Origin of the sequence: Edaphosphingomonas haloaromaticamans, assembly GCF_001853345.1 — a bacterium.
Taxonomy (GTDB): Bacteria; Pseudomonadota; Alphaproteobacteria; order Sphingomonadales; family Sphingomonadaceae; genus Sphingomonas_E; species Sphingomonas_E fennica.
The window spans coordinates 3054456-3075740 of record NZ_MIPT01000001.1; the positions used below are offsets into that span (position 1 = coordinate 3054456).

Consider the following 21285-nt stretch of genomic DNA (forward strand, 5'->3'; position numbering starts at 1 on the left):
GCCTCTTCGCTGTGTTGCAGATGGACGATCTGCCCGTCCGCGCGAAAAATCGGATGATCGATCGAGTTGTTCCGATCAACATCCGCATCTACGCGCGCACTTCCCCAATAACCTAACAAATGCTTCCCTTACAAACGCCCATTCCGTGAATTCATCCCTTCCCGGCCACGCCGGGGCGACAGATGCCCGCGCGGATCGGCCAGCGGCGATCCCGGCGCGCAGGCGCCCGCTTCCGGGATAACGCGCATTGCGGAATGTTTCGTTAATGGAACTTTCAGCGTTACCGTGCATCTTTCGGCCGTCGATGGGAGAAGATGGCGCCGGCCGCGTTGTCGAACCTTCGGCCGGGATAACAAAGCGGATCGATCCGGCTCGTCGCGTCTTGGGGGCTCGCGAACGTGCCGGCCTTTTCTTTTTTATGTGGCGGTGCGAAACCGTCATGCGATATGGGCTTGCTTCACGAAGTCCAGCGGGGATGGGACATCGAGACCATGAAATTGCGCGAAAACATATTGGCCGCCGCCCTTCTTGTCGTTCCGGTGGCCGCGCCCGCCATCGCCCAGGACAAGCCGGCGGCCGCCCCGCCCGCCCAGCAGCTCAAGGCCTATCGCATCAATCCGGGCGACGAGCTTGAAGTCTATGTCTGGGGCGAGGAGCGGTTGCAGCGCACCATCCGCGTGCTGCCGGACGGCACGTTCAGCTTCCCGCTCGTCGGCCGAATCGACGCGCTCAACAAGCTGCCGACCGATCTGGAACAGGTGATCTCCAAGGGGCTGGAGGCGCAGTATCGCGGCCAGGTGCCGCAGGTCACGGTCTCCGTGCGCTCGCCCTCCGGCATGCAGGTGTCGGTGATCGGCAAGGTCCGGTCGCCGGGCAGCTTCACGCCGGGCAAATATATCAACGTGCTCGAGGCGATCGGCATTGCCGGCGGGCCGACCGAGTTCGCCGATGTCTCCAACGTCACCATCCTGCGCAAGCAGGGCGACCATCTCGTGCCGATGAAGGTGCGCCTGTCTGGCGCGCTGCGCGGATCGCCCAGCAGCGCCGATCTGGCCGCCGATGGCCTGCCCCAGCTTCAGAGCGGCGATACGGTGATCGTCCCATGAGCCTGAAGGGTTCGCGTCGCCGTCGTCCAGCCGCCATCCACATCGCCGCCGCCGGCCTGGCGGTAACCGCGCCGCTTGCGACCGCGCGCGCGGAAATCACCGGCAAGGTCGATGTCTCGGCCTCCGCCGGCTATGCCAGCAATCCTTTCCTCAACGATGTCGGGGATAAGGATAGCGGCTTCGTGGAGGGCGCGATCCGCCCCAGCCTGGCGATCACCGGCGCGCGGGGGCGCACCGACATCACGACCTATTACCGCCGCACCGAATATTTCCGCCGCTACAACGATTCCAACGCCTATGGCGGCTCGGTCCGGGCCACCCGCCAGCTGAGCGAGAAGATCGATGCGCGCGCCCTGCTCTCCTTCGACAGCTCGATCGTCGGCGCGGACGATCCGGATGGCGACCTCGTCGATCCGGAACTGCCCGAAAATCCCGATATCGGCCTGATCGGCGCACGCCAGCGCCGCCACATGCTCAACGGATCGGCCGGCCTCACCTACCGGCCCAATGCCCGCGACAGCTGGTCCGCCGATTTCCGCGCCACCAAGAGCGACTATCCGGACAATAGCCGCCTGCCGATCGAGGTCGGGCAGGATTATGTCTCCTATGGCGGCACGCTGGGCTACAGCCACGCCATCTCGGAAACCTCGTCGCTGGGCGCGTCGGTCACCTATACCGAGGTGGATTATGAAGCCGCCGGCCGGGATTCGCGGATCATCAGCCCGCAGCTCACTTATTCGCGGCGCTTCGGCGGCGGCTGGACGCTGGCCGCCGGGGCCGGCGTCTCCTTCACGCAGCGCAAGCTGCTGACCGGGAACGACAACAGCACCGCCTTCACCGGCAATATCGAGGTCTGCCGCGAAGGATCGAGGGGCAATCTCTGCATCGGCGGCTCGCGCAGCACCACGGCCACGGGCTTCGGCGGAGTGCGCAACGAGACCGAGGGCCATCTGACCCACAGCTACAAGCTCAGCGAACGCAGCTCGCTGTCCAGCCGGATATCCTATTCGCGCAACGGCAACGCGGCGCTGCCCACCTCGGGATCGCGCGATTATCTGACGGTATCGACCTTATATTCGCGCAGCCTCAACGAACGCCTCCGGGTCACGGCCTATGTGGGCTATCGCGACATATATCGTTCAACGGTCTCGCCTCCAGCGGATATTTCGGGCAGGCTGGGGCTGGCTTATACGTTGGGTGATCGTCGATGAACGCCAATCTGCCGGGGCAGGACGCGGAAGAGGTTTCGGAAAACCTCCTCGGCCATCTGCCCACCATTCTCTGGCAGCGCCGCTGGTTCGTGCTGGCGCCGCTGCTGGCGGGCACGGTCGCGGGCCTTGCCGCCGCCATCTTCATGCCGGCCACCTATCGCTCCAGCGCGATGCTGCTGGTCGAATCTCAGGAACTGCCGCAGAATCTGGTGGGATCGCCGCTCACCAGCCTGATCGACCAGCGCATCGCCAAGATCCGCCAGCAGATCCTCAGCCGGCCCGACCTGATCGAGCTTATCCAGAACAACAATCTCTACCCCGCCGAACGGCGTTCGCAGCCCTTGTCGGAAATCATCGACAAGATGCGGGCATCGACGTTCATCGCCCCGGTGAACGCGGATATCGAGCGTTCCTCCAACCGGGGCTCGTCGACGATCGCCTTCTCGCTGGCGTTCAACTATTCTGATCCGGTGCGCGCCCAGCTGGTCGCGCAGGATTTCGTCGAACGGCTGCTGAAGCTCGATTCCGCGGGCTCCGCCGCGGCTGCCGCCGGCACCGTCACCTTCCTTCAGGATCAGGCGGCCAGCATCCAGGGGCAGCTCCAGGGCCTCGAAAAGCAGATCGAGGAAATCAAGGCCCGCAACGGCATGGCGCTCTCCAACGCCGGCGGGCCGGTGATGAGCAGCGGGTCCTACGATACGCAGATCGCCCAGCTCCAGCGCGAGAACGCCCAGTTGCAGGCGCAGGCGCGCACGCAGGCTTCGGTCGATTTCGATCCCGCGGTGGTCGCCGCCACCCAGCAGCTGGATAACGCCAAAGCGGTCTATTCGGATAACCATCCCGACGTGAAGCTTGCCGAGCAACGCCTGCGCGAGGCGCGCCAGGCGGCGACCGCGCGGGTGGCGACGAACATGCGCGGCTCCTCGGTCGGCGCGCAGATCGCCGCCAACAACGCCACCATCGCGCAGCTCCAGGCCGCGCGCGGGGCCGAACAATCCCGCTCCAGCGCCGCGATCGCCGCGCAGTCGGCGGCCCCGCTGGTGATGGAGCAGATCGCCCAGCTCCAGGCCCGGGCCGATGGCCTGCGCGCCAATTATGATCGCGTCTCGGCCAACCTCATGGCCGCCCAGGCATCGGCCAAGATGGAAAGCGAGCAGCGCGGCGAGCGGCTGACGGTGATCGATCCGCCCGTGGTGCCGGACAAGCCCAGCTCCCCCAACCGGCCGATGCTGATCCTCGGCGGAATCGCCGGGGGCGCCGCACTGGGGCTGGTGCTGGCCATGCTGTGGGAATTGCTGCTGAGGCCGATCCGTGGCGTCGCCGCGCTCCAGAACCTGCTGGGCGTGGCGCCGCTTGTCGTCGTGCCCACCTTCCGCGACAGCGAGCCCAGATGGCATCGCTATCTGTTCTGGCGTCGCAAGAAGCCGGCCAAGACGGCATGATGCCGCCCTTTCGGATGCGGATGCTCAATCGAAGGAAGTGCAGTCTTGAGTGTTGAAAGCATCGAAGGCCAGGCCAGCCAGCTGCTTCCGTCGGTGATCCCGCCGCCGGGCACGGCGACGGTGGAAACGCCGATCGAAGGGCTGCTGGACAAGCATATCTACGGCTTCAACAGCCGGGATCAGCGCTCCCGGCCGTTCAACCTGCTGCGTTCGCAGGTGCTGAAGCTGGCGCGCAGCCGCAACTGGCGGGTGATCGGGATCACATCGGCCACCCCGCGCGTGGGCAAATCGTTCATCGCCTGCAATCTGGCAGCCGCGATGGCCCGCACGCCGGAGATGCATACCTATCTGTTCGATTTCGACCTTCGTCGTTCCTCGCTGGCCGAATATTTCGGGCTGGAAGGCGAAGTCGGCGTGACCGACTATCTCGACGGCCGCATCCCGGATCTCACCTCGGTCGCGCGCGATGTCGCGGGCGAACGGCTCAGCCTGTTCCCCAGCTTCGAAAACCAGCATCATTCGGCGGAGCTTCTTGCCGGCGCGCCGATGGACCGGCTGATCGAGGACATGCGCCGCCTGCCGGACAACAGCATGTGCCTGTGCGATCTGCCGCCCGTCTTCGCCAATGACGATGCGGTCATCATCGCGCAGAAGATCGATGCCTACATCCTCGTGGTCGAGGAAGGGGTGACGACCCGCAAGCAGGTGCGCGACACCTTCGCCCTGCTTTCGCCCGCGCCGTGCCTGGGCACGGTGCTCAATCGCTACCAGGGGGGCCTGATGGGCGACGATTATGGCTATGGCTACGGCCAGAGCCAGAAGTACGCCGAATATTACAGCTAGGAACATCATGGCGGAAACCGGCCGGCGCGGCATCATCCTCGCAGGAGGATCGGGCACCAGGCTGCACCCGCTGACCCATTCGGTCAGCAAGCAGCTGATGCCCGTCTATGACAAGCCGATGATCTATTATCCGCTGACGGTGCTGATGCTCGCCGGCATCCGCGAGATATTGGTCATCACCGCGCCCGATCAGGCGGCGGGCTTCCGCAACCTGCTGGGCGATGGCGGCCAATGGGGCCTCGCCATCCGATATGCCATCCAGCCGAAGCCGGAAGGGCTGGCCCAGGCCTATCATATCGGCGCGGATTTCGTGGGGGATGCGCCGTCGGCCCTCGTGCTGGGTGATAACCTGTTCTACGGCCATGGCTTTCCCGAACTGCTCCGCGCGGCGGACGCGCGGACGGAAGGCGCCACCGTCTTTTCCACCAGCGTCAGCGATCCCACGGCCTATGGCGTGGTTTCCTTCGATGCCACGGGCCGGGCGGAAACGATCGAGGAAAAGCCGGTCCAGCCCAGGTCCAACCAGGCGGTCACGGGCCTTTATTTCTACGATGCCGATGCGCCCGCGCTGGCCGCGACGCTCCGCCCCTCCGCCCGTGGCGAGCTGGAGATCACCGATCTCAACCGCCTCTATCTTGAAGCCGGCAAGCTCCACGTCACCCAATTGGGCCGTGGCTTCGCCTGGCTCGATACCGGCACCCACGGCGCGCTGCTCGACGCCGCCAATTATGTGCGGATCGTCGAGGAACGGCAGGGCCTCAAGATCAGCTGTCCCGAGGAAATCGCCTGGCGCCAGGGCTTCATCGACGACGATGCCCTCCGCGCCATCGCCCGCCCCCTCGAAAAGAGCGGCTACGGCCGCTACCTGCTCCGCCTGCTGGAGGAAGGTGCCTGATGATCGTCACCGATCTCGATCTGCTGGGGCTCAAGCTGTTCGATCTCGATCGCTTCGGCGACGATCGCGGTTTCTTCCTGGAAAGCTGGAACCAGCGCCGGTTCGCCGATGCCGGTTTCAGCGAAAGCTTCGTGCAGGACAATCACAGCCGCTCGGCCGCGGGCGTGCTGCGCGGCCTGCATTATCAGCTCAAGAATCCGCAGGGCAAGCTGGTCCGCGTCACGCGCGGCCGGGCTTATGACGTGGTGGTCGATCTGCGCCGATCCTCCCCCACCTTCGGCCGCTGGCAGGCGGTGCCGCTGTCGGAGGATGAGCCCCGCTTGTTCTGGATACCGCCCGGCTTCGCCCACGGCTTCCTGGCGCTCGAGGACAGGACGGAGTTCCAGTATAAGGTCACGACCTTCTACGATCCGGCCGACGAGCATAGCCTGCTGTGGAACGATCCGGCGATCGGCATCGCCTGGCCGCTGGAGATGGAACCCGCCCTTTCCGCCAAGGATGCCGCCGGCCTGCCGCTGGCGGACGCCCCCACCTACGCATGAGGGTGCTGGTCACAGGCGCCGCCGGCCAGCTCGGCCGCGCGCTGCTGGCGTCCGCCCCGCCCCGCGTGGAGGCGATCGGGCTGGATCGGGCGGCCCTCGATATCGGCGATGAAGCCGCCGTCGAGGATGCCGTGCATCGCCTCCGCCCGGCGCTGATCGTCAACGCCGCCGCCTATACCGCCGTGGACAAGGCGGAAACGGAACGGGATGCCGCCCGCCGCATCAACGCCGATGGCCCCGGCTATCTCGCCCGCGCGGCGGGTTCGGTCGGCGCACGGCTGGTCCATGTCTCCACCGATTTCGTGTTCGACGGCACCGCCTCCCGCCCCTATCGCCCCGCGGATTCCACCGCGCCGCTTTCCGTATATGGCGCCACCAAGCTGGCCGGCGAGGCGGCGGCGCTGGCTGAACATGCCGATGTGCTGGTGGTCCGCACCGCCTGGGTCTATGCCGCGCATGGCCGCAACTTCCTGGAAACCATGCTGCGATTGATGGCCGAGCGGGACGAGCTTGCCGTCGTTGCCGACCAGGTCGGCACCCCCACCCACGCCGCCTCGCTGGCGCATGCCCTGTGGGCGCTCGCCATGGCGGACGCGCGCGGCGTCCTCCACTGGACGGACGCCGGCGTCGCGAGCTGGTATGATTTCGCCGTCGCCATCCGGGAAGAGGCGATCGCCGCGGGCCTCCCCGTCCGCGCCGCCGCCGTCCGGCCCATCGCCACCGCCGATTATCCCACCCCCGCGGCCCGCCCCGCTTTCTCGCTGCTCGACAAGAGCGCGGCCTGGGGCATCACCGGCATCGCGCGCCACTGGCGCGAGGAACTGCGCGCCGCGATGGCCGCCCGAAGGAACTGAAATGGCCAACCTGCTCATCACCGGCGGCGCCGGTTTCATCGGCGCGAACTTCGTCCGCCACTGGCGCGCCAGCCGGCCGGATGACGGCATCGTCGTGCTCGACGCGCTCACTTATGCCGGCAACCGCCCCAGCCTGGACGGCGTGGAGGATATCGTCTTCGTCGAAGGCGATATTCGCGACGAGGCGCTGGTGAGCCGGCTGATGGCCGATCATGCGATCGATCGCATCGTCCATTTCGCGGCCGAAAGCCATGTCGATCGATCGCTTTCGGGGCCGGCCGCCTTCGTCGACACCAATGTCCGTGGCACGCTGGTGCTGCTGGAGGCCGCCCGCGCGGCCTGGCTGGACAAGGGCAGCGGCACCCCCCACCGCTTCCACCATATCTCCACCGATGAGGTGTTCGGCACGCTGGGGCCGCAGGACCCGCCTTTCCGCGAAACCACGGCCTATGCGCCCAATTCGCCCTATTCCGCCAGCAAGGCGGCGTCCGACCACCTCGTTCGCGCTTATCATCACAGCTTCGGGCTGGATGTCGTCACCACCAACTGCTCGAACAATTACGGCCCCTACCAGTTTCCCGAAAAGCTGATCCCGCTGTTCATCCTGAATGCGCTCAGCGGCCGCAACCTGCCGATCTACGGCGATGGCATGCAGGTGCGCGACTGGCTTTATGTCGGCGATCATGTGCGCGGGATCGAGCTGGCGCTGGAACGCGGGCGCGCGGGCGAAACCTATTGCATCGGCGGCGGGCAGGAACTGGCGAACCTGCAGGTGATCGATACGCTGTGCGCGGCGGTGGACGCCGCCTTCGCCGCCGATCCCGATCTCGCCCGCCGCTTCCCCGATGCGCCGCCCGCGAAGGACCGGCCGACCGCCACGCTCAAGACCCACGTCACCGACCGGCCCGGCCATGACCGCCGCTACGCCATCGACGAGGGCAAGGCCCGGCGCGAGCTGGGCTATGCCGCCGCCCACGGCTTTGCGGAGCATTTCCAGGCGACGCTGCAATGGTATCTCGCCAATGAAGGCTGGTGGCGCGCGATCCAGGGCCGTGCCGCGCGCGTGCGGGATTGATCCGGACCCGAATCGAATCGCTTTCCCCCGTAACGATTTTACATCTATCCATAACGGACCATTCGATCTCAAACGGGGGGAGCCGTTATGGGAGAGGGACAGGCGCTGGCCAGCGCGGCGATCGCGCTGCCGGCGGAGGTGGAACGCGGGCGGCGTATACCCTGGATCGATGCCACAAGGGGCATCGGCATCTTCCTCGTGGTGCTCGCGCATGCCGAACGCGGCTTTGTGGAAGCGGGCATGATGCCGCTTGATCCGGCGGTGCGGGATTTCGATGGCGCCATCTACGCCTTTCACATGCCCTTATTCTTCCTCCTGGCCGGCCTGCATGTCGAACAGGCGCTGGCGGCGGGCCGCCCGGCTTTCCTGACGGAAAAGCTGAAGGCCATCGCCTGGCCCTATCTGCTCTGGTCGACGCTGCATGTCCTCACCGTGATGGCCACGGGCAGCGCCAACAGGCCGCTCGATCTCCACGATCTTGCCGGCATCGGCGTGCGACCCGTGGCGCAATTCTGGTTCCTCTATGCCCTGTTCCTCTGCTGCCTGGTCGTGGCGGCGGGCTGGGGCCGGTTCCGCCTGCTGACGGTGATCGCCGGCACGGGCATCGCCGCGCACGCATATTTCGGCTCGGGCAACATGATCCTGCAAACCGCCCAGCTCTTCCCCTTCTTCCTCATGGGCATCGCGGTGGGCCGGTGGCCGGCGATGCGGGGCGAATATCTCGACACGCCCACGCTTGCGACCATTCTTCTGGGCGGCGCATTGATCTTCGCCGCCACGCGCCTGCTGCAGACGGTCGTGGCGCTCGGCGGCGCCGATCACACCATCCTCTTCTATGTGGGCGCGGGCGCCGGCATCGCGATGACGACCACGCTCGCCATCATCCTGCGCGGCCGGATGCCCTGGCTGGTCCGCCTGGGCCAGGCATCGATGGCGATATATGTCGCCCATACCTTCTTCACGGCGGGGTTCAGGATGGCGGTGCAGAAGATGGGCCTCGCCCTCGATCCGGCATGGCTGCTGGCGATCGGCACGATTGTCGGCCTGCTCGGCCCCTTGGGCTTGTATGAATTTGCCGGGCGGCGGAAACTCTCGCCGATTCTCGGGTTGGGGAAATATGTCAGAAGCTGAACGTCCGCCGCACGCCACCGCCCGTGTCGCCCCGCATGTCGCCATCGTCATCGTCAATTACCGCACCCCCGATCTCGCGCTGCGCTGCGTGGAGACGCTGGCCGCGGAGCGCGTGGCGCTGCCGGGCCTGGAAGTGGTGGTGGCCGATGGCGGATCGGGGGACGGATCGGCGGAAAAGCTGGCGGCCGGGATTGCCGATCCCCGTTTCCAGGGCTGGGCCAGGCTGCTGCCGCTGCCGATCAACGGCGGCTTCGGCTGGGCCAATAACCAGGCGATGCTCCGCCTGCTCCAGCAGGACGATCCGCCGGATTATATCCACCTGCTCAACCCCGATACGGAGATCGCCCCCGGTGCCGTCGCCCTGCTCGCGCAATGGCTTGCGGCCCATCCCCGCCACGCGGCGGTCGGCAGCCAGCTTTTCCGGCCGGACGGCGCCACGGTGGGCAGCGCCTTCCGCTTCCCCTCGATCGGCCGCGAATTCCTGCGCGGCAGCGCCACCCCCGCACTCGGCCGCGCCTTCGGCATCCGGCCGACATTGGTGGAGGATGCCGGCGATCCCGATTGGGTGACGGGCGCCAGCGTGATGCTGCGTGCCGAGGCGCTGCGCGAGGTCGGCCTGTTCGACGACGGCTTCTTCCTCTATTTCGAGGAGGTCGAGCTGATGCGCCGCCTGCGCGCCGCCGGCTGGGGCGTCGCGCATGAACCGCAAAGCCGCGTCTTCCATGTCGGCGGGGCCGCCACCGGCGTGAACGTGGCCAATGTCGCGCGCCGCCCGGCTTACTGGTTCAATTCGCGGCGGCGCTATTTCGTGCGGACCGGAGGCACCGCCACGCTGGTCGCGGCCACGCTCGCCTGGATGGCGGGCCGGGCATTATGGAAGCTGCGCGAGGCATTGCGGCTGACGCGCGGCCAGCCCGCCGCGGCGCCGGAGGCCACCGATCATCTCCGCCTCAGCCTGGCCCCGCGCCCCGGCGATCGCCGGCCCACCGTCGCCCGCTGGAACGACCCGCCCGATCAGCCGCCCGCCTGGATGGAAACCGCGCGATGACGGTGGACGGCCGCGTCGGCATCGTCGCCATCGGCCGCAACGAAGGGGAAAGGTTGAAGGCCTGCCTCCGCTCGCTGCCGCCCGGCGCGCCGGCCGTCTATGTCGATTCCGGCTCCAGCGACGGCAGCGTCGCCTTTGCCCGGTCGATGGGCGTGCGAGTGGTGGAGCTGGACATGGGCACCCCCTTCACCGCCGCCCGCGCCCGCAATGCCGGGCTGGAGGCGCTGGTCGAAACGGCGGGCGGCCAAGCGCCGGACTATGTCCAGATGATCGATGGGGATTGCACGCTCGATCCCGGCTGGCTGCCCGCCGCGCTGGCGGCGATGGATGCGGAGCCGGGCCTTGCCGTCGTCTTCGGCCGGCGGCGGGAGCGCTTTCCCGAAGCCAGCATCTACAACCGCATGTGCGACCGTGAATGGAATGTGCCGGTGGGCGAGGCGCTGGCCTGTGGCGGCGATGCCCTGTTCCGCGCACCCCCGCTGATCGCGGCCGGCGGCTATGATCCCACCCTGATCGCTGGCGAGGAGCCGGATCTCTGCGCCCGCCTGCGCGCCGCCGGCCACCGCATCCGCCGCATCGACGCGGAAATGACCCTGCACGACGCCGCCATGCACCGCTTCGGACAATATTGGCGACGGGCCAGCCGCAGCGGCCATGCCTATGCGGAGCTGGCGTGGCGCGGGCGGGGAACGCCCGATCCGCTATGGGCGCGGCAGGTGCGCAGCATCCTCGCCTGGGCCGGGCTGCTGCCAGCGGCGATCCTGCTCGCGCTGCTGGCGGGAATCTTCGGCACCCCGACCGGCTTCGCGGTCGCGGCGGTGCTCGCCCTGGCCTATCCGCTCCAGATCCTTCGCCTCGCCCGCCCCGCGCGGGCGGCCGGGGATCCACCGGGCTTCGCCTTGCGCTGGGCGGCGCTGATCGTCGCCGGCAAGTTCGCCGAACTGTCCGGCGTCCTGCTCTATCACCGCCGCCGCCTGTCCGGCGCGGCCTCGCAGTTGATCGAATATAAGGGTTAGGCCGGCCGCCGGGCTTGGCCGACCACCTTCGCCGGGACACCCATGGCGATGGAGTAAGGCGGAATATTGGTGAATATGACGGAATTGGCGCCGATCACCGAATGTTCGCCGATCGTGATGTTGCCGACGATGACCGCCCCGGCGCCGATGTCGACGCCATCGCCGATGATCGGCTTGGCGTTCAGATCCTCCATCGAACGGATGCCGAATGTCGTGTTCTGCCGGATGACCACGTCATTCCCGATCGCGCGCGCGCCCAGGATCATTCCCCCGAAATGTTCGAGCCTTACGCGGCGTCCGACCTTGACCGTGTAATCCAGCTTCATCCCGAACAGGATCTGGGCCAGCTTGTTGAGGAAACGGTAGGCCACCGTCAGCGGCATGCGCAGCGGCTTCAGCCGCACGCCCATGCGCCAGTTGCCGAAGCGGTGGATGAACAGCATGAGGAAGCCCTGGCTCGACAGCTTGCTTCCGTTGGCGCGATAATCCTCGGCGACCAGAGACCAGAAGGAAATGCCCGGCGGGTTCATGTTGCGGCTGCCATCGGGCAGCGGCGGCGCGCCCCCCTCCCCCTGGGCCATGAGGGTGGCGAAATCGCCGGCCGCATCCACCTGCGCGATCAGATCGCCCAGCGGCAGCCATTCCCAGCCCGCCGGCGCGCCATCGAGCGCACGCTCGAGCGCAAGCGCGACCTGCAAATGGCCGAGAGAATCGCCGCCCATCCCGGCAAAGCTCTGCGCCGGATCGACAGGCCGGCCCAGGCACTTCTCCAGCAGGCGCGCGAAGCTTTCGGGCTCGGCCTGCTCGTCCACGCGCAGGGCTTTGCCGGGATGGGCGGCGGGCTTGCCGTTCAGCAGAGTCGCCAGCATCGTGCGCTGAATCTTTCCGGTGTCGGTGCGCGGCAGGCTTTCGACCTCATGAACCGTGATGGCGCTGCGCGCATTGACGCCCAGCGCCTGGGCGTGGCTGGCGATCGCCTCGACAAGCTGGTCGCGCACCATCGACGTCGCGGGCGTCACGACCAGGCCAATGCCATCCCCGCGCAGGGGATCGGCCCGCCGCAGCAGCGCGAAATCGCCGGAATCGACCTGCTGCTCCTCCAGCGACCGGCGCACCGCGCTTTCGAGCAGATCGGGCGAAAGCTTGATGCCGGCGATGTTGATCACGTCATCGCCGCGGCCCAGAAAATAGAGGCGCCCATCCTCGATCCGGCCCATGTCGGACGTTTCCAGCCATTCGTCCCGGCCGATCGCTTGCCATTTGCCGCCGTCCAATATGCCGAGGGCGACGTGCGGCCCCCTGGTCTCGATGCGTCCGCGCGCATTGATGCGGATCTCCACGCCGCCGCGCGCCTCGCCCACCGAATCCAGCGTCTCCAAAGGCTCGCGGTCGATGCTCTGGAGCGTCGTGCGCGAAGCTTCGGTCAGGCCGTAATGCTGGACGATCCGGGCATTGGGCAAAGCCGCGCGAAGGGTGGCCTTTTCTTCCCCCGACATATATTGGCTGCCGATCTCCACCCAGCGCACGCGCTCCAGCTCGGCGCCGAACCGGTCGCGCGCCGCCAGGAAGATGCGCCACAGGGTGGGAACGGCCGAAATCGCGTTGATCTCGCCCGCCCGCAGCATCCGCTGGATCTCCTGAAGATCGAAGCCATGTTCGGGGATGAAGGCGCGCCCGCCAGCATTGAGGACGATGCGGCAGCGGGCGTAGCCGAAGGAGTGATAGACGGGAATGCCGATATATTCGCGGATTCCCTCGTCGATCGCCATCGCCTCGGTCACGCGGACCACGACGTCGTGGAGATTTCCGTGGCTCAGCAACACCGCCTTGGGCGTGCCCTGCGTTCCGGATGTAAAGGAAATCTGTGCCGGCTCGTCGCCCCCGCGGGAACGAAAGGGCATATCGATCCAGCCCGCGCCGCTTTCCGGTTCGGCGATATCGGTGGTGAACGTCTGTCGAAGCCGATAATCGTCGTCCGCGCGCGTCAGGGGCACGGAAATCCGGCCCCGTTCCAGATTGCCGATCATCTGGCGGACATAGCCGGCGCTGTTGGTGGCCACGACGCCAACGGTGGACATGCTTCGGAACGGGTTGGCGTTGAGTTCCGTCATGATTGCTCCAGCCCGTCGACGATCCGGCCGTCCGCATCGCGGCGCGCTGCACGGCCTGCCCCCCGGATGCGAGCCATGGGTTCATCCCCTTCGAACGGGAGAATCCGGCCGAGGGCGGCGTCCGTTTCCGGCCGCTGCTCGCAGAACGCATTGGGATGGCTTTGCAGATTCACGGGTCGCCGTCTCGCCATCTCCGTCCGGGCCGGCGGGACGATAGGGGCCCCACCGGCCGGCCGCAACCTATTCGGCCTTGCCCGTCCACCGCTTCATCCAGCCGAGCGTTTCGGCATACCATTGCAGGCTGTTCTTGGGCTTCAGCACCCAATGGTTCTCATCCGGGAACACCACCAGCCGCGACGGGATCTCGCGCCGCTGCAGGGCGGTGAAGGCCGCCAGCCCCTGCGTGTAAGGGATGCGGAAATCCTTTTCGCCATGGATCACCAGCATCGGCGTCTTCCACGCCGTCACATGGTTCACCGGGTTCCATTTCTCGAACTCTTCCGGGTGCTCGAAATAGGGGCCGCCATGCTCCCATTCGTCGAACCACAATTCCTCGGTCTCATAGGCCATGGCGCGGGCATCGAACACGCCGGCATGGGTGACGAGGCAGTTGAACCGGTCCGGCCAGTTGCCGGCGATCCAGTTCATCATATAGCCGCCATAGGAGCCGCCGAGCGCGCAGGCCCTGGTCCCATCCAGCCAGCCGAACTTCGCGGTCGCGGCGGCAAGGCCCTTCTGCAGGTCCTCCAGCGGCTTGCCGCCCCAATCCTTGTTGATCGCATCGGTGAAGGCCTGGCCGTAGCCGATGCTGCCGTGGAAATCGATCATCACCGCGCCGAAGCCGGCGGACGCCATCACCGCCGGGTTCCAGCGATAGGACCAGCCGTTGCCCATGGTCGATTGCGGGCCGCCATGGACGACGAAGGCCACCGGCACCTTCGCGCCCTTGCCCAGCCCTGCCGGCTTCACCGCATAGCCCCAGACGGTATCGCCATTGGCGCCGGCGAAGCTGAAGCGGGTGGCTTCCGGCATGTCGACGCCGGCGAGCTTGGCGGCGTTCACCTGCGTCAGCCGCGTCGGCTTGCCATATTCGTCCAGCGCGAACAGGTCGGCCGGCGCGGTCAGGCTGTCGAAGGTATAGACCAGCCCGTTGCCGTTGGTGGCGATGCCGCCCGCCGAACCGTCACCGGTCAGCCGGCGGATCTTGCCGGTGGCGCGATCCACCTGGAAGATCGGCCGGTCGAAATGATCGTGCGCGGTGACGATCAGGCTATCCGAATTGGGCGCCCACTGGATCGATTCCACCGAACGATCCCAGCCGTCGGTCAGCACCGTCACCTTGCCGGTCGCGATCTCCCGCAGGTGGATCACCATGCGATCCGCCTCATAGCCGGCGCGCGCCATCGCCGCCCAGGCCAGCCACTTCCCGTCCGGCGACACCGCCGGCAGGTTGTCCGTGCCCTTATTGTCGGCGGTCAGGTTCACCGGCCCGGTCGATCCGTCCGCCGGCACCGCGAAGATATCGAGATTGGTGGAAAGCGATTCGATCCGCCCCGCCTCGCGCAGCGCGAAATAGACGGTCTTGCCGTCGGGTGCCCAGGCGATCTCCTCGGCCCCGCCCTGCGGCTTGGACGGCGTGTCGCCGATCAGCCCGCCCATCAGCGAGCGGCCCTGCCCCTCGGCCTTGCCGTCCGCCACCGGCAGCACGAAGATCTGCGATCGCGTGCCATCCGCCCACATATCCCAATGGCGGACGAAAAGCCGGCCATAGGCGCGGCCGGACCCGGCGTTCGCATCCTTCTTCACCATCGCCGGCTCGGCCGAAGGCGCGCCGGGCAACCGGTCCGCCCACACCAGCAGCTTGTCTCCGGTCGGCGCCAGCAGGAAGCCGGCAATCCCCTCGCGGATGTTCGTCACCTGCACCGGGGCGGCGGCGCCCACCGGCAGGCGCCACGCCTGGCCGTCGCCCGACTTGTCGGACAGGAACCACAGCGATCCATCAGCGGCGAAGGCGGGCGCGCTTTCGTTTACGGTGGGATCGGCGACGAGCTTCTCGGGCTTCCCATCCTTTGCCTTCAGGTCGATCCGCCACAGGTCCGTCCGGCCCTTGTTGGCGGCGAGGTCCGTCTCGCGCTGCTGCCACACGGCCCAGCGCCCGTCGGGCGATACGACCGGATCGGAAACCCGCGAAAGCCCGACCATGTCGAGCGCGGTAAGCGGGCGGGCGGCGGCGGGCGCGGCGGCCGTGGCGAAGGCGAGCGCGGCGAGGCTCGCGGCGGTGAGTTTCTTCATGGGCGATGGGGATAGGGCAAGCGTGCGGAGTCGGGCAACAACGCGAAGCGGATTCCGCTTGGAAGCGCGGCCCTGGCGGCGCACAGAACGGTCGGCAGCACGGGAAGGCTACAGATGAACTTCAAGGATCGCGTTACCCTTACGGTCGAAAACCATGTCGCCGATGTCCGGCTGGCCCGGGCCGAGAAGATGAACGCCATCGACCCGGCGATGTTCGATGCGCTGGTGGAGGCGATCGACCATCTCGGCCGCCGCACCGATGTCCGCGCGGCCGTGCTGTCCGGCGAAGGCCGGGGTTTCTGCGCGGGGCTGGATATGGCCTCGATGGCGGGCGGCGAATTGCCGTTCCAGCTCGGGCCGCGATCCCATGGCCCGGCCAATGTCGTGCAGCAGGTGGCCTGGGGCTGGCGCGCCTTGCCCTTCCCGGTGATCGCGGCGGTGCATGGGGTGGCGCTGGGCGGCGGCTTCCAGATCATGTCGGGCGCGGACATCCGCCTCGGCCATCCGCAGGCGCGCTTCGCCATTCGCGAAGGCTGGTGGGGGCTGGTGCCGGACATGGCCGGCATCGCGCTGTGGCGCACGCTGGCGCGCGACGACGTGCTGCGGGAACTGACTTATACCGCGCGGGAATTCGACGGAGTCGAGGCGCAGGCGCTCGGCTTCCTCACCCGCACCAGCGATACGCCGCTGGAAGACGCGCTGGCGCTGGCGGCGGAAATCGCCGGCCGCAACCCGGATGCCGTGCGCGGCGCCAAGCGCCTCTTCAACCTCGCCGCCGATGGCGACGCCGCCGCCATCCTCCAGGCCGAAAGCGACGAGCAGCTCCGCCTGCTCGGATCGCCCAACCAGATGGAGGCCGTCATGGCCAACCTCCAGAAGCGGGCGCCCCGCTTCACGGACTGATCGGCCCCCGGCTTCCTATCGCGCCCAGAGCAGGCCCAGCACCGCGCCCTTCAGCGGCTGGATCATCGCCAGCGCCATGCCGGCGGCGACCAGCGGCCAGCCGATCATCTGGGTGAGCGTGCCGACGTCGAACTGGATGTTCACTTCCACGATCACCGGCAGCAGCAGGTGGCCCGTCACCAATATCGCCAGATAGGCGGGAAAATCGTCGGCGCGCCGCTCGGCCCAGCGCTCGCCGCAGGCGGGGCAGGCCTCCACCGGCTTCAGGAAACGGCGGAACAGCCGCGCCCCGCCGCAGGCCGGGCACAGGCCGCGCAGGCCCCGTTTCAACGCCAGGCCCAGCGGCCGATCGCCCTTGGCACCCGTCCCCTTATCCGTCACTCCGCCCTCCGCCGGCTCCTGTGCAGGCGGATGGGCGGGTGGAATCCGCCGGCCAGCTCAGCTCATAAGTCACCATGAAACCGTCATGGTCGGATAGCACCGGCCCGCTCGGGCCGCCATCGAACATCGCCTCCACCCGGATCGGCCGGATCGACACCGCATCGCCGGGCCAGAAGAATTGCAGGTCCTGCGTGTCCATCCACGGCTCGTCGCCGTCCCAGCTCATCCGCACGTCGCAGCCCGATTTCGGGTCCGCGCAGATGCGGTGGACCAGCTCCAGCGGCTGATAATGGCTGAAGGCGGCGAAGCGATCGATCGAATGGCGCATGTTGAAATCGCCGCCGAAGATCAGCGGATTGGCATCGTCGTTCGTTTCCGCAAGGAATTCGGCCGCTTCCTGCGACTGCCGCTTGTGCGCGGCCAGGTTGCGCACCGCCGGCGCCTTGGATGCCCCGCGCGAATTCATGTGCGTGCCATAGATGTCGATCGCACCCGGAACGCCGGGGATGGCGATCCGCCCCATCATGATCCCCTTGTTGGACAGGCAATCGAAGCCCGCGCACGCCTTGCGGCTATAGGCGCGCACCTGCGTCTCGATCAGCGGATAGGCGGATGCGATCGCCAGCCCGCTGCCCTTCAGCCGCAGGCCCACCTCGCCATGCTTCCACTTGGATTTGCCGGGCAGCGGCTCCTGCTTGATCTTCGGCGCCCTGGTCAGCCGGCTCGGCCCCGGCGCGATCGCCGGATAGCCGCTGTCGCGCACCGCCTTCTTGGCGGCGCGGCTGAACATCTCCTGCACCAGCACCACGTCCGGCGCGGTTCCCGCCGCGCGCATCGCCGCCAGCCGCTCGCCGATCTGGCGCAGTTGCACCGGCCGGCCCGACCGCGCCGGCCAGTCCAGCCCCTCGATATTGTAGGTCAGCACGCTGAGGCGGGTGGAGGCGGTCCTGCCGTCGGCCGAAACCGCGATGTCCGGGGCGCTGGCCGCGCCACACGCCATGGTCCGCAACGGCGGCGCGCCGGTGCAGCCCGCCAGCGCTGCGATCAGCCCGGCCGAGGCCAGCACGCAGAACGATCCGCCGGCGCCGCCCAAGGCTCAGCGCCCCTGCATGTTGCGGGATTCTCCGGGTATCCGCACCGTCAGGCTCTCCAGCCCCTCCGGCAGATAGACCTGGCATGCCAGGCGGGACCATCGGGTCACGCTCGCCGCCAGGTCCAGCAGGTCCTCCTCCATCTCGGTGGCTTCATCGAGCTTCGGGAAATCCTCCCGATCGACGATGACATGGCAGGTGGAACAGGCCATCTGCCCTTCGCAGGTTCCTTCCAGCGGCTGGCCGTTGGCCTGCGCCACATCCAGCAGCCGCGCGCCCGCCGGCGCCTCCACCTCGTCGATATGGCTGCCGTCAGCGGAGACGAACCGCACCGTCGTCATGCCGCCCACTCCATCTGCCGTTCCGCCGCCTCGCGGATCAGCGCCACCGCCTTGTCGATCTCATCCTCCGTCGTATATCGGCCGAAACCCAGCCGGATGCTCGACCGCGCCTGCGCATCGCTGAGCCCGATCGCCTTCAGCACATGGCTGGGCCGGCCCGATCCGCTGGCGCAGGCCGATCCCGCCGAAAAGGCGATCCCGCGCAGTTCCGATATCAGCCGCGCCGCATCCAGCCCATCGCGGCGGAGATTGGCATTGCCCGGCCAGCGCGGGCTTTCCGCGCCGTTCAGCGTCCAGTCTTCCAGCCCCGCGCGCAATCGCCGCGCCAGCGCCTCGGCATGGATGCGGTCCTCCTCCATCCGCCCGAAGGCAGTCGCCGCCGCCGCGCCGAAGCCCGCCGCCAGCGCCGGGCTGACCGTGCCCGATCTTATGCCGCCTTCCTGCCCACCACCGTGGAGCAGCGCCGGCAGCGTTCGCCCTTCCGCCATCCACAGCGCGCCGATGCCGATCGGCCCGTAAATCTTGTGCGCGGAAATCGAAACGAAGTCCGCCCCCTCCGGGATCGGCAGCTTGCCATAACCCTGCGCGGCATCGACATGCACCAGCGCACCCGCGCGCCGCGCCATCTCAACGAGCGCCGCGATCGGCTGGATCACGCCGATCTCGTTATTCACGTGCATCACGGAAACCAGCGCGCAGCTATCGTCGATCGCGCCGGCCGCCGCATCGAGGTCCACCATCCCCTCGCGATCCACCGGCAGGACGATTGCCTCATATCCCTCGCGCGCCAGTGCAGCCGCGGTATCGAGCACGCAGGCATGCTCGGTCGCGATCGTCACCAGCCGGCGGCGCCCGCTGCCGGCCCTCCCCATGGTACCACGGAGCGCCATGTTCACCGCCTCGGTCGCCCCGCCGGTGAAGATCAGTTGCCCGTCACGGAACGGCACCGCCACCTGCGCCCGCGCCGCCTCCACCGCCGCCGCCGCCTCGCGGCCCGCGCGGTGGGGCGAATGGGGATTGGCCGCCCGTCCGTCCAGCCAGCGCAGCATCGCCGCGCGCGCCTCGGGCGCCAGCGGCGTGGTCGCCTGATAGTCCAGATAGATGGGGCTCATGCCGCGCGCTTGCCCGCATCCGCCGCCATCGCCGTCCAGACACGGATGAACTCATATATCTCGGCCCGCGTGGTCGAAGGGCCGAAGCTGACGCGGATCACCTCGCGCGCCTCCTCCTCGGGCCAGCCCATCGCCATCAGCACATGGCTGGGCTTCACGCTGCCCGAAGAACAGGCGCTCCCCGCCGAAACCGCGATGCCGGCGAGGTCGAAGCGGATCAGTTGCGGGGCCGCCGGCACGCCGGGCATGCGATAGGCGCCGATCGTGGGGATGCGCGGGCTCCCAGCCCCCACCACCACGCCGCCCGCCGCCGTCAGCGCCTTCTCCAGATGCTCACGCAGTTCCGCCGCCCGGCCCAGCCATTCGCGCCGCGCCTCCAGCGCGGCGGCAAAGCCCAGCGCCGCCGGCAGGTTCTCGGTGCCGGGGCGATAGCCCTTCTCCTGCCCGCCCGGCGCGTCCAGCGTGGCGAGATCGCGCACCAGCAGCGCGCCGATCCCCGGCGGCCCGCCCAGCTTGTGCGCGGAAACCGCGATGAAGTCTGCGCCCGCCGGCAGGGGCAGCTTCCCCGCCGTCTGCGCGCAATCGGCCAGCCACAGGCCGCCCTGCGCGCGCACCATCCCGGCCACGCGGTCCTCGGGCTGCAGAATGCCGGTCTCGTTATTGGCGTGCTGGATGGCGAACAGCGCTCCCGGCGCGTCCGGCAATGCCTGCACGATGCCGTCGCCGCCCACCGGCACCACCGGCTCCGCCGCCACGCGCCGCACAGCATCATGCTCGATGGCGGAAACCGCGACATCCGCCGCCTTGGCGCGGAGCAGCGCGATCGCCAGCGCCTCGCTCGCCCCGCTGGTGAAGATCAGCTCGCCGTCCCAGCCCAGCGCGGCGGCGGTCCGCGCCCGCGCATCCTCCAGCGCCGCCCGCGCCGCCCGTCCCTCGGCATGGGGGGAGGACGGGTTCGCCCAGCGGGCCAGCCCGTCGGCCATCGCGTCGCGCGCCTGGGGCAGCAGCGGCGTGGTCGCGGCATGGTCGAGATAGATGCGGGCGAGGGGCATTCGTGCTCCGACAAGATTGCGCGCGATAGTCCGCCCTCTATATAGGCCTGCAACTCCGCGCGCATCCACCCTTGCGCGCGATCCCTATTGTATCAGCAGGTGCCGATGCCCGAAGTCATCTTTCCCGGACCCGAAGGTCGTCTCGAAGGCCGTTTCAATCCGGGGCCGCGCCCCCGCGCACCGGTGGCGCTGATCCTCCATCCCCACCCGCAGGGCGGCGGCACGATGAACAACCGCATCGTCCAGTCGCTCTACCAGACGTTCGTGAAGCGCGGCTTCGCCACCCTGCGCTTCAACTTCCGCGGCGTCGGCAAGTCGCAGGGCACGTTCGACAACGGCATCGGCGAGCTTTCGGACGCCGCCTCCGCGCTCGATTGGGTGCAGTCCATCCACCCCGAGGCGCAGACCACCTGGATCGCCGGCTTCAGCTTCGGCGCGTGGATCGGCATGCAGCTCCTGATGCGCCGGCCGGAGATCAAGGGCTTCATCTCGATCGCCCCGCCGGCGAACATGTATGATTTCACCTTCCTCGCCCCCTGCCCCTCCTCGGGCATCATCATCCAGGGCGATTCGGATGAGGTGGTGACGCCCAGCGCGGTGCAGAAGCTGGTCGACAAGCTCCGCACCCAGCGCCACATCACCATCCATCACGACGTGATCCCCGGCGCCAACCACTTCTTCGAGCATGAGATGCCCGAACTGATGAAGTCGGTGGACGATTATCTGGACATGCGCCTCGCCACCGATCGCTGAAGATCGACCGGCGATGTCAAAGGACGGCGAACGCTCCTATCTGGAGAAGATCGGTGAAGCCGGGCGGGTCCACTCGCTCGGCAAGC

General features: G+C 67.9%; 21 protein-coding genes. 13 read left to right on the plus strand and 8 right to left on the minus strand.

Annotation, left to right across the window (positions count from 1 at the left end):
- Window positions 1-491: 491 nt before the first annotated feature.
- From BHE75_RS14085 to BHE75_RS14135, 11 genes are all read left to right on the plus strand, one after another.
- Window positions 492-1106 (plus strand): polysaccharide biosynthesis/export family protein, encoded by a 615-nt coding sequence (locus BHE75_RS14085; protein ID WP_070935901.1) that lies wholly within the window; start codon window positions 492-494, stop codon window positions 1104-1106.
- Complete coding sequence (locus BHE75_RS14090) at window positions 1103-2317, plus strand: hypothetical protein (protein WP_070934262.1); 1215 nt, start codon at window positions 1103-1105, stop codon at window positions 2315-2317. Before BHE75_RS14085 ends, BHE75_RS14090 begins: the two co-directional genes overlap by 4 nt.
- A complete protein-coding gene (locus BHE75_RS14095; RefSeq protein ID WP_015457412.1) occupies window positions 2314-3759 on the plus strand; it encodes a GumC family protein in 1446 nt (481 codons plus the stop codon). The genes BHE75_RS14090 and BHE75_RS14095 overlap by 4 nt, the downstream gene beginning before the upstream one ends.
- A 45-nt stretch (window positions 3760-3804) precedes the next feature.
- The gene (locus BHE75_RS14100) at window positions 3805-4602 is read left to right on the plus strand and encodes a CpsD/CapB family tyrosine-protein kinase (protein WP_015457413.1); all 798 of its coding nucleotides are present in this window, start codon (window positions 3805-3807) and stop codon (window positions 4600-4602) included.
- Between the two features lie 7 nt (window positions 4603-4609).
- Window positions 4610-5497 carry a glucose-1-phosphate thymidylyltransferase RfbA gene (rfbA, locus tag BHE75_RS14105; RefSeq protein WP_070934263.1) on the plus strand — a complete coding sequence of 296 codons (888 nt, stop codon included), beginning with the start codon at window positions 4610-4612 and terminating at the stop codon, window positions 5495-5497.
- Window positions 5497-6039, plus strand: a complete 543-nt coding sequence (gene rfbC, locus BHE75_RS14110) for a dTDP-4-dehydrorhamnose 3,5-epimerase (protein ID WP_139181731.1) — start codon at window positions 5497-5499, stop codon at window positions 6037-6039. Before rfbA ends, rfbC begins: the two co-directional genes overlap by 1 nt.
- A complete protein-coding gene (gene rfbD / locus BHE75_RS14115) occupies window positions 6036-6893 on the plus strand; it encodes a dTDP-4-dehydrorhamnose reductase (protein WP_070934265.1) in 858 nt (285 codons plus the stop codon). Before rfbC ends, rfbD begins: the two co-directional genes overlap by 4 nt.
- 1 nt (window position 6894) lies before the next feature.
- Window positions 6895-7968, plus strand: a complete 1074-nt coding sequence (gene rfbB, locus BHE75_RS14120) for a dTDP-glucose 4,6-dehydratase (protein WP_070934266.1) — start codon at window positions 6895-6897, stop codon at window positions 7966-7968.
- 87 nt (window positions 7969-8055) lie between these two features.
- Window positions 8056-9099, plus strand: coding sequence for an acyltransferase family protein (locus BHE75_RS14125; RefSeq protein WP_070934267.1), 1044 nt, complete (start codon window positions 8056-8058; stop codon window positions 9097-9099).
- Entirely contained in the window at window positions 9086-10147 is a 1062-nt protein-coding gene (locus BHE75_RS14130; RefSeq protein ID WP_070934268.1) for a glycosyltransferase family 2 protein, read from the plus strand. Before BHE75_RS14125 ends, BHE75_RS14130 begins: the two co-directional genes overlap by 14 nt.
- On the plus strand, window positions 10144-11163 hold the full coding sequence (locus tag BHE75_RS14135; RefSeq protein ID WP_070934269.1) for a glycosyltransferase family 2 protein: 1020 nt from the start codon (window positions 10144-10146) through the stop codon (window positions 11161-11163). The genes BHE75_RS14130 and BHE75_RS14135 overlap by 4 nt, the downstream gene beginning before the upstream one ends.
- Here BHE75_RS14135 and BHE75_RS23345 read toward each other — a convergent pair.
- The 3 genes from BHE75_RS23345 to BHE75_RS14145 form a co-directional block, all read right to left on the minus strand.
- Window positions 11160-13274, minus strand: coding sequence for an AMP-binding protein (locus BHE75_RS23345; RefSeq protein ID WP_084653217.1), 2115 nt, complete (start codon window positions 13272-13274; stop codon window positions 11160-11162). The genes BHE75_RS14135 and BHE75_RS23345 overlap by 4 nt on opposite strands.
- The gene (locus BHE75_RS24535) at window positions 13271-13447 is read right to left on the minus strand and encodes a hypothetical protein (protein ID WP_191225200.1); all 177 of its coding nucleotides are present in this window, start codon (window positions 13445-13447) and stop codon (window positions 13271-13273) included. Before BHE75_RS24535 ends, BHE75_RS23345 begins: the two co-directional genes overlap by 4 nt.
- Window positions 13448-13514: 67 nt before the next feature.
- Window positions 13515-15566: a S9 family peptidase gene (locus tag BHE75_RS14145; RefSeq protein WP_070934270.1), complete on the minus strand. Its 2052-nt coding sequence runs from the start codon at window positions 15564-15566 to the stop codon at window positions 13515-13517.
- A 114-nt stretch (window positions 15567-15680) separates the two neighbouring features.
- Here BHE75_RS14145 and BHE75_RS14150 point away from each other — a divergent pair, with 114 nt between their 5' ends.
- Entirely contained in the window at window positions 15681-16469 is a 789-nt protein-coding gene (locus BHE75_RS14150; protein WP_070934271.1) for a crotonase/enoyl-CoA hydratase family protein, read from the plus strand.
- Between the two features lie 15 nt (window positions 16470-16484).
- Here the strand turns inward: BHE75_RS14150 and BHE75_RS14155 are convergent, their stop codons facing one another.
- Genes BHE75_RS14155 through BHE75_RS14175 form a run of 5 tightly spaced genes read right to left on the minus strand, consistent with a single transcriptional unit; the run spans window position 16485 to window position 20446 of the window.
- Window positions 16485-16850, minus strand: coding sequence for a DUF983 domain-containing protein (locus BHE75_RS14155; RefSeq protein WP_015457424.1), 366 nt, complete (start codon window positions 16848-16850; stop codon window positions 16485-16487).
- Window positions 16840-17943, minus strand: coding sequence for an endonuclease/exonuclease/phosphatase family protein (locus BHE75_RS14160; protein WP_084653219.1), 1104 nt, complete (start codon window positions 17941-17943; stop codon window positions 16840-16842). The genes BHE75_RS14155 and BHE75_RS14160 overlap by 11 nt, the downstream gene beginning before the upstream one ends.
- A 3-nt stretch (window positions 17944-17946) precedes the next feature.
- Complete coding sequence (locus BHE75_RS14165; RefSeq protein ID WP_041865122.1) at window positions 17947-18282, minus strand: 2Fe-2S iron-sulfur cluster-binding protein; 336 nt, start codon at window positions 18280-18282, stop codon at window positions 17947-17949.
- Complete coding sequence (locus BHE75_RS14170) at window positions 18279-19394, minus strand: cysteine desulfurase family protein (protein ID WP_070934272.1); 1116 nt, start codon at window positions 19392-19394, stop codon at window positions 18279-18281. Before BHE75_RS14170 ends, BHE75_RS14165 begins: the two co-directional genes overlap by 4 nt.
- Window positions 19391-20446: a cysteine desulfurase family protein gene (locus BHE75_RS14175; protein WP_070934273.1), complete on the minus strand. Its 1056-nt coding sequence runs from the start codon at window positions 20444-20446 to the stop codon at window positions 19391-19393. The genes BHE75_RS14170 and BHE75_RS14175 overlap by 4 nt, the downstream gene beginning before the upstream one ends.
- 105 nt (window positions 20447-20551) lie before the next feature.
- On the opposite strand from BHE75_RS14175, the gene BHE75_RS14180 reads away from it, so the two are divergent.
- Window positions 20552-21199 carry an alpha/beta hydrolase gene (locus BHE75_RS14180; protein WP_015457429.1) on the plus strand — a complete coding sequence of 216 codons (648 nt, stop codon included), beginning with the start codon at window positions 20552-20554 and terminating at the stop codon, window positions 21197-21199.
- The last annotated feature ends 86 nt before the right edge of the window (window positions 21200-21285 follow it).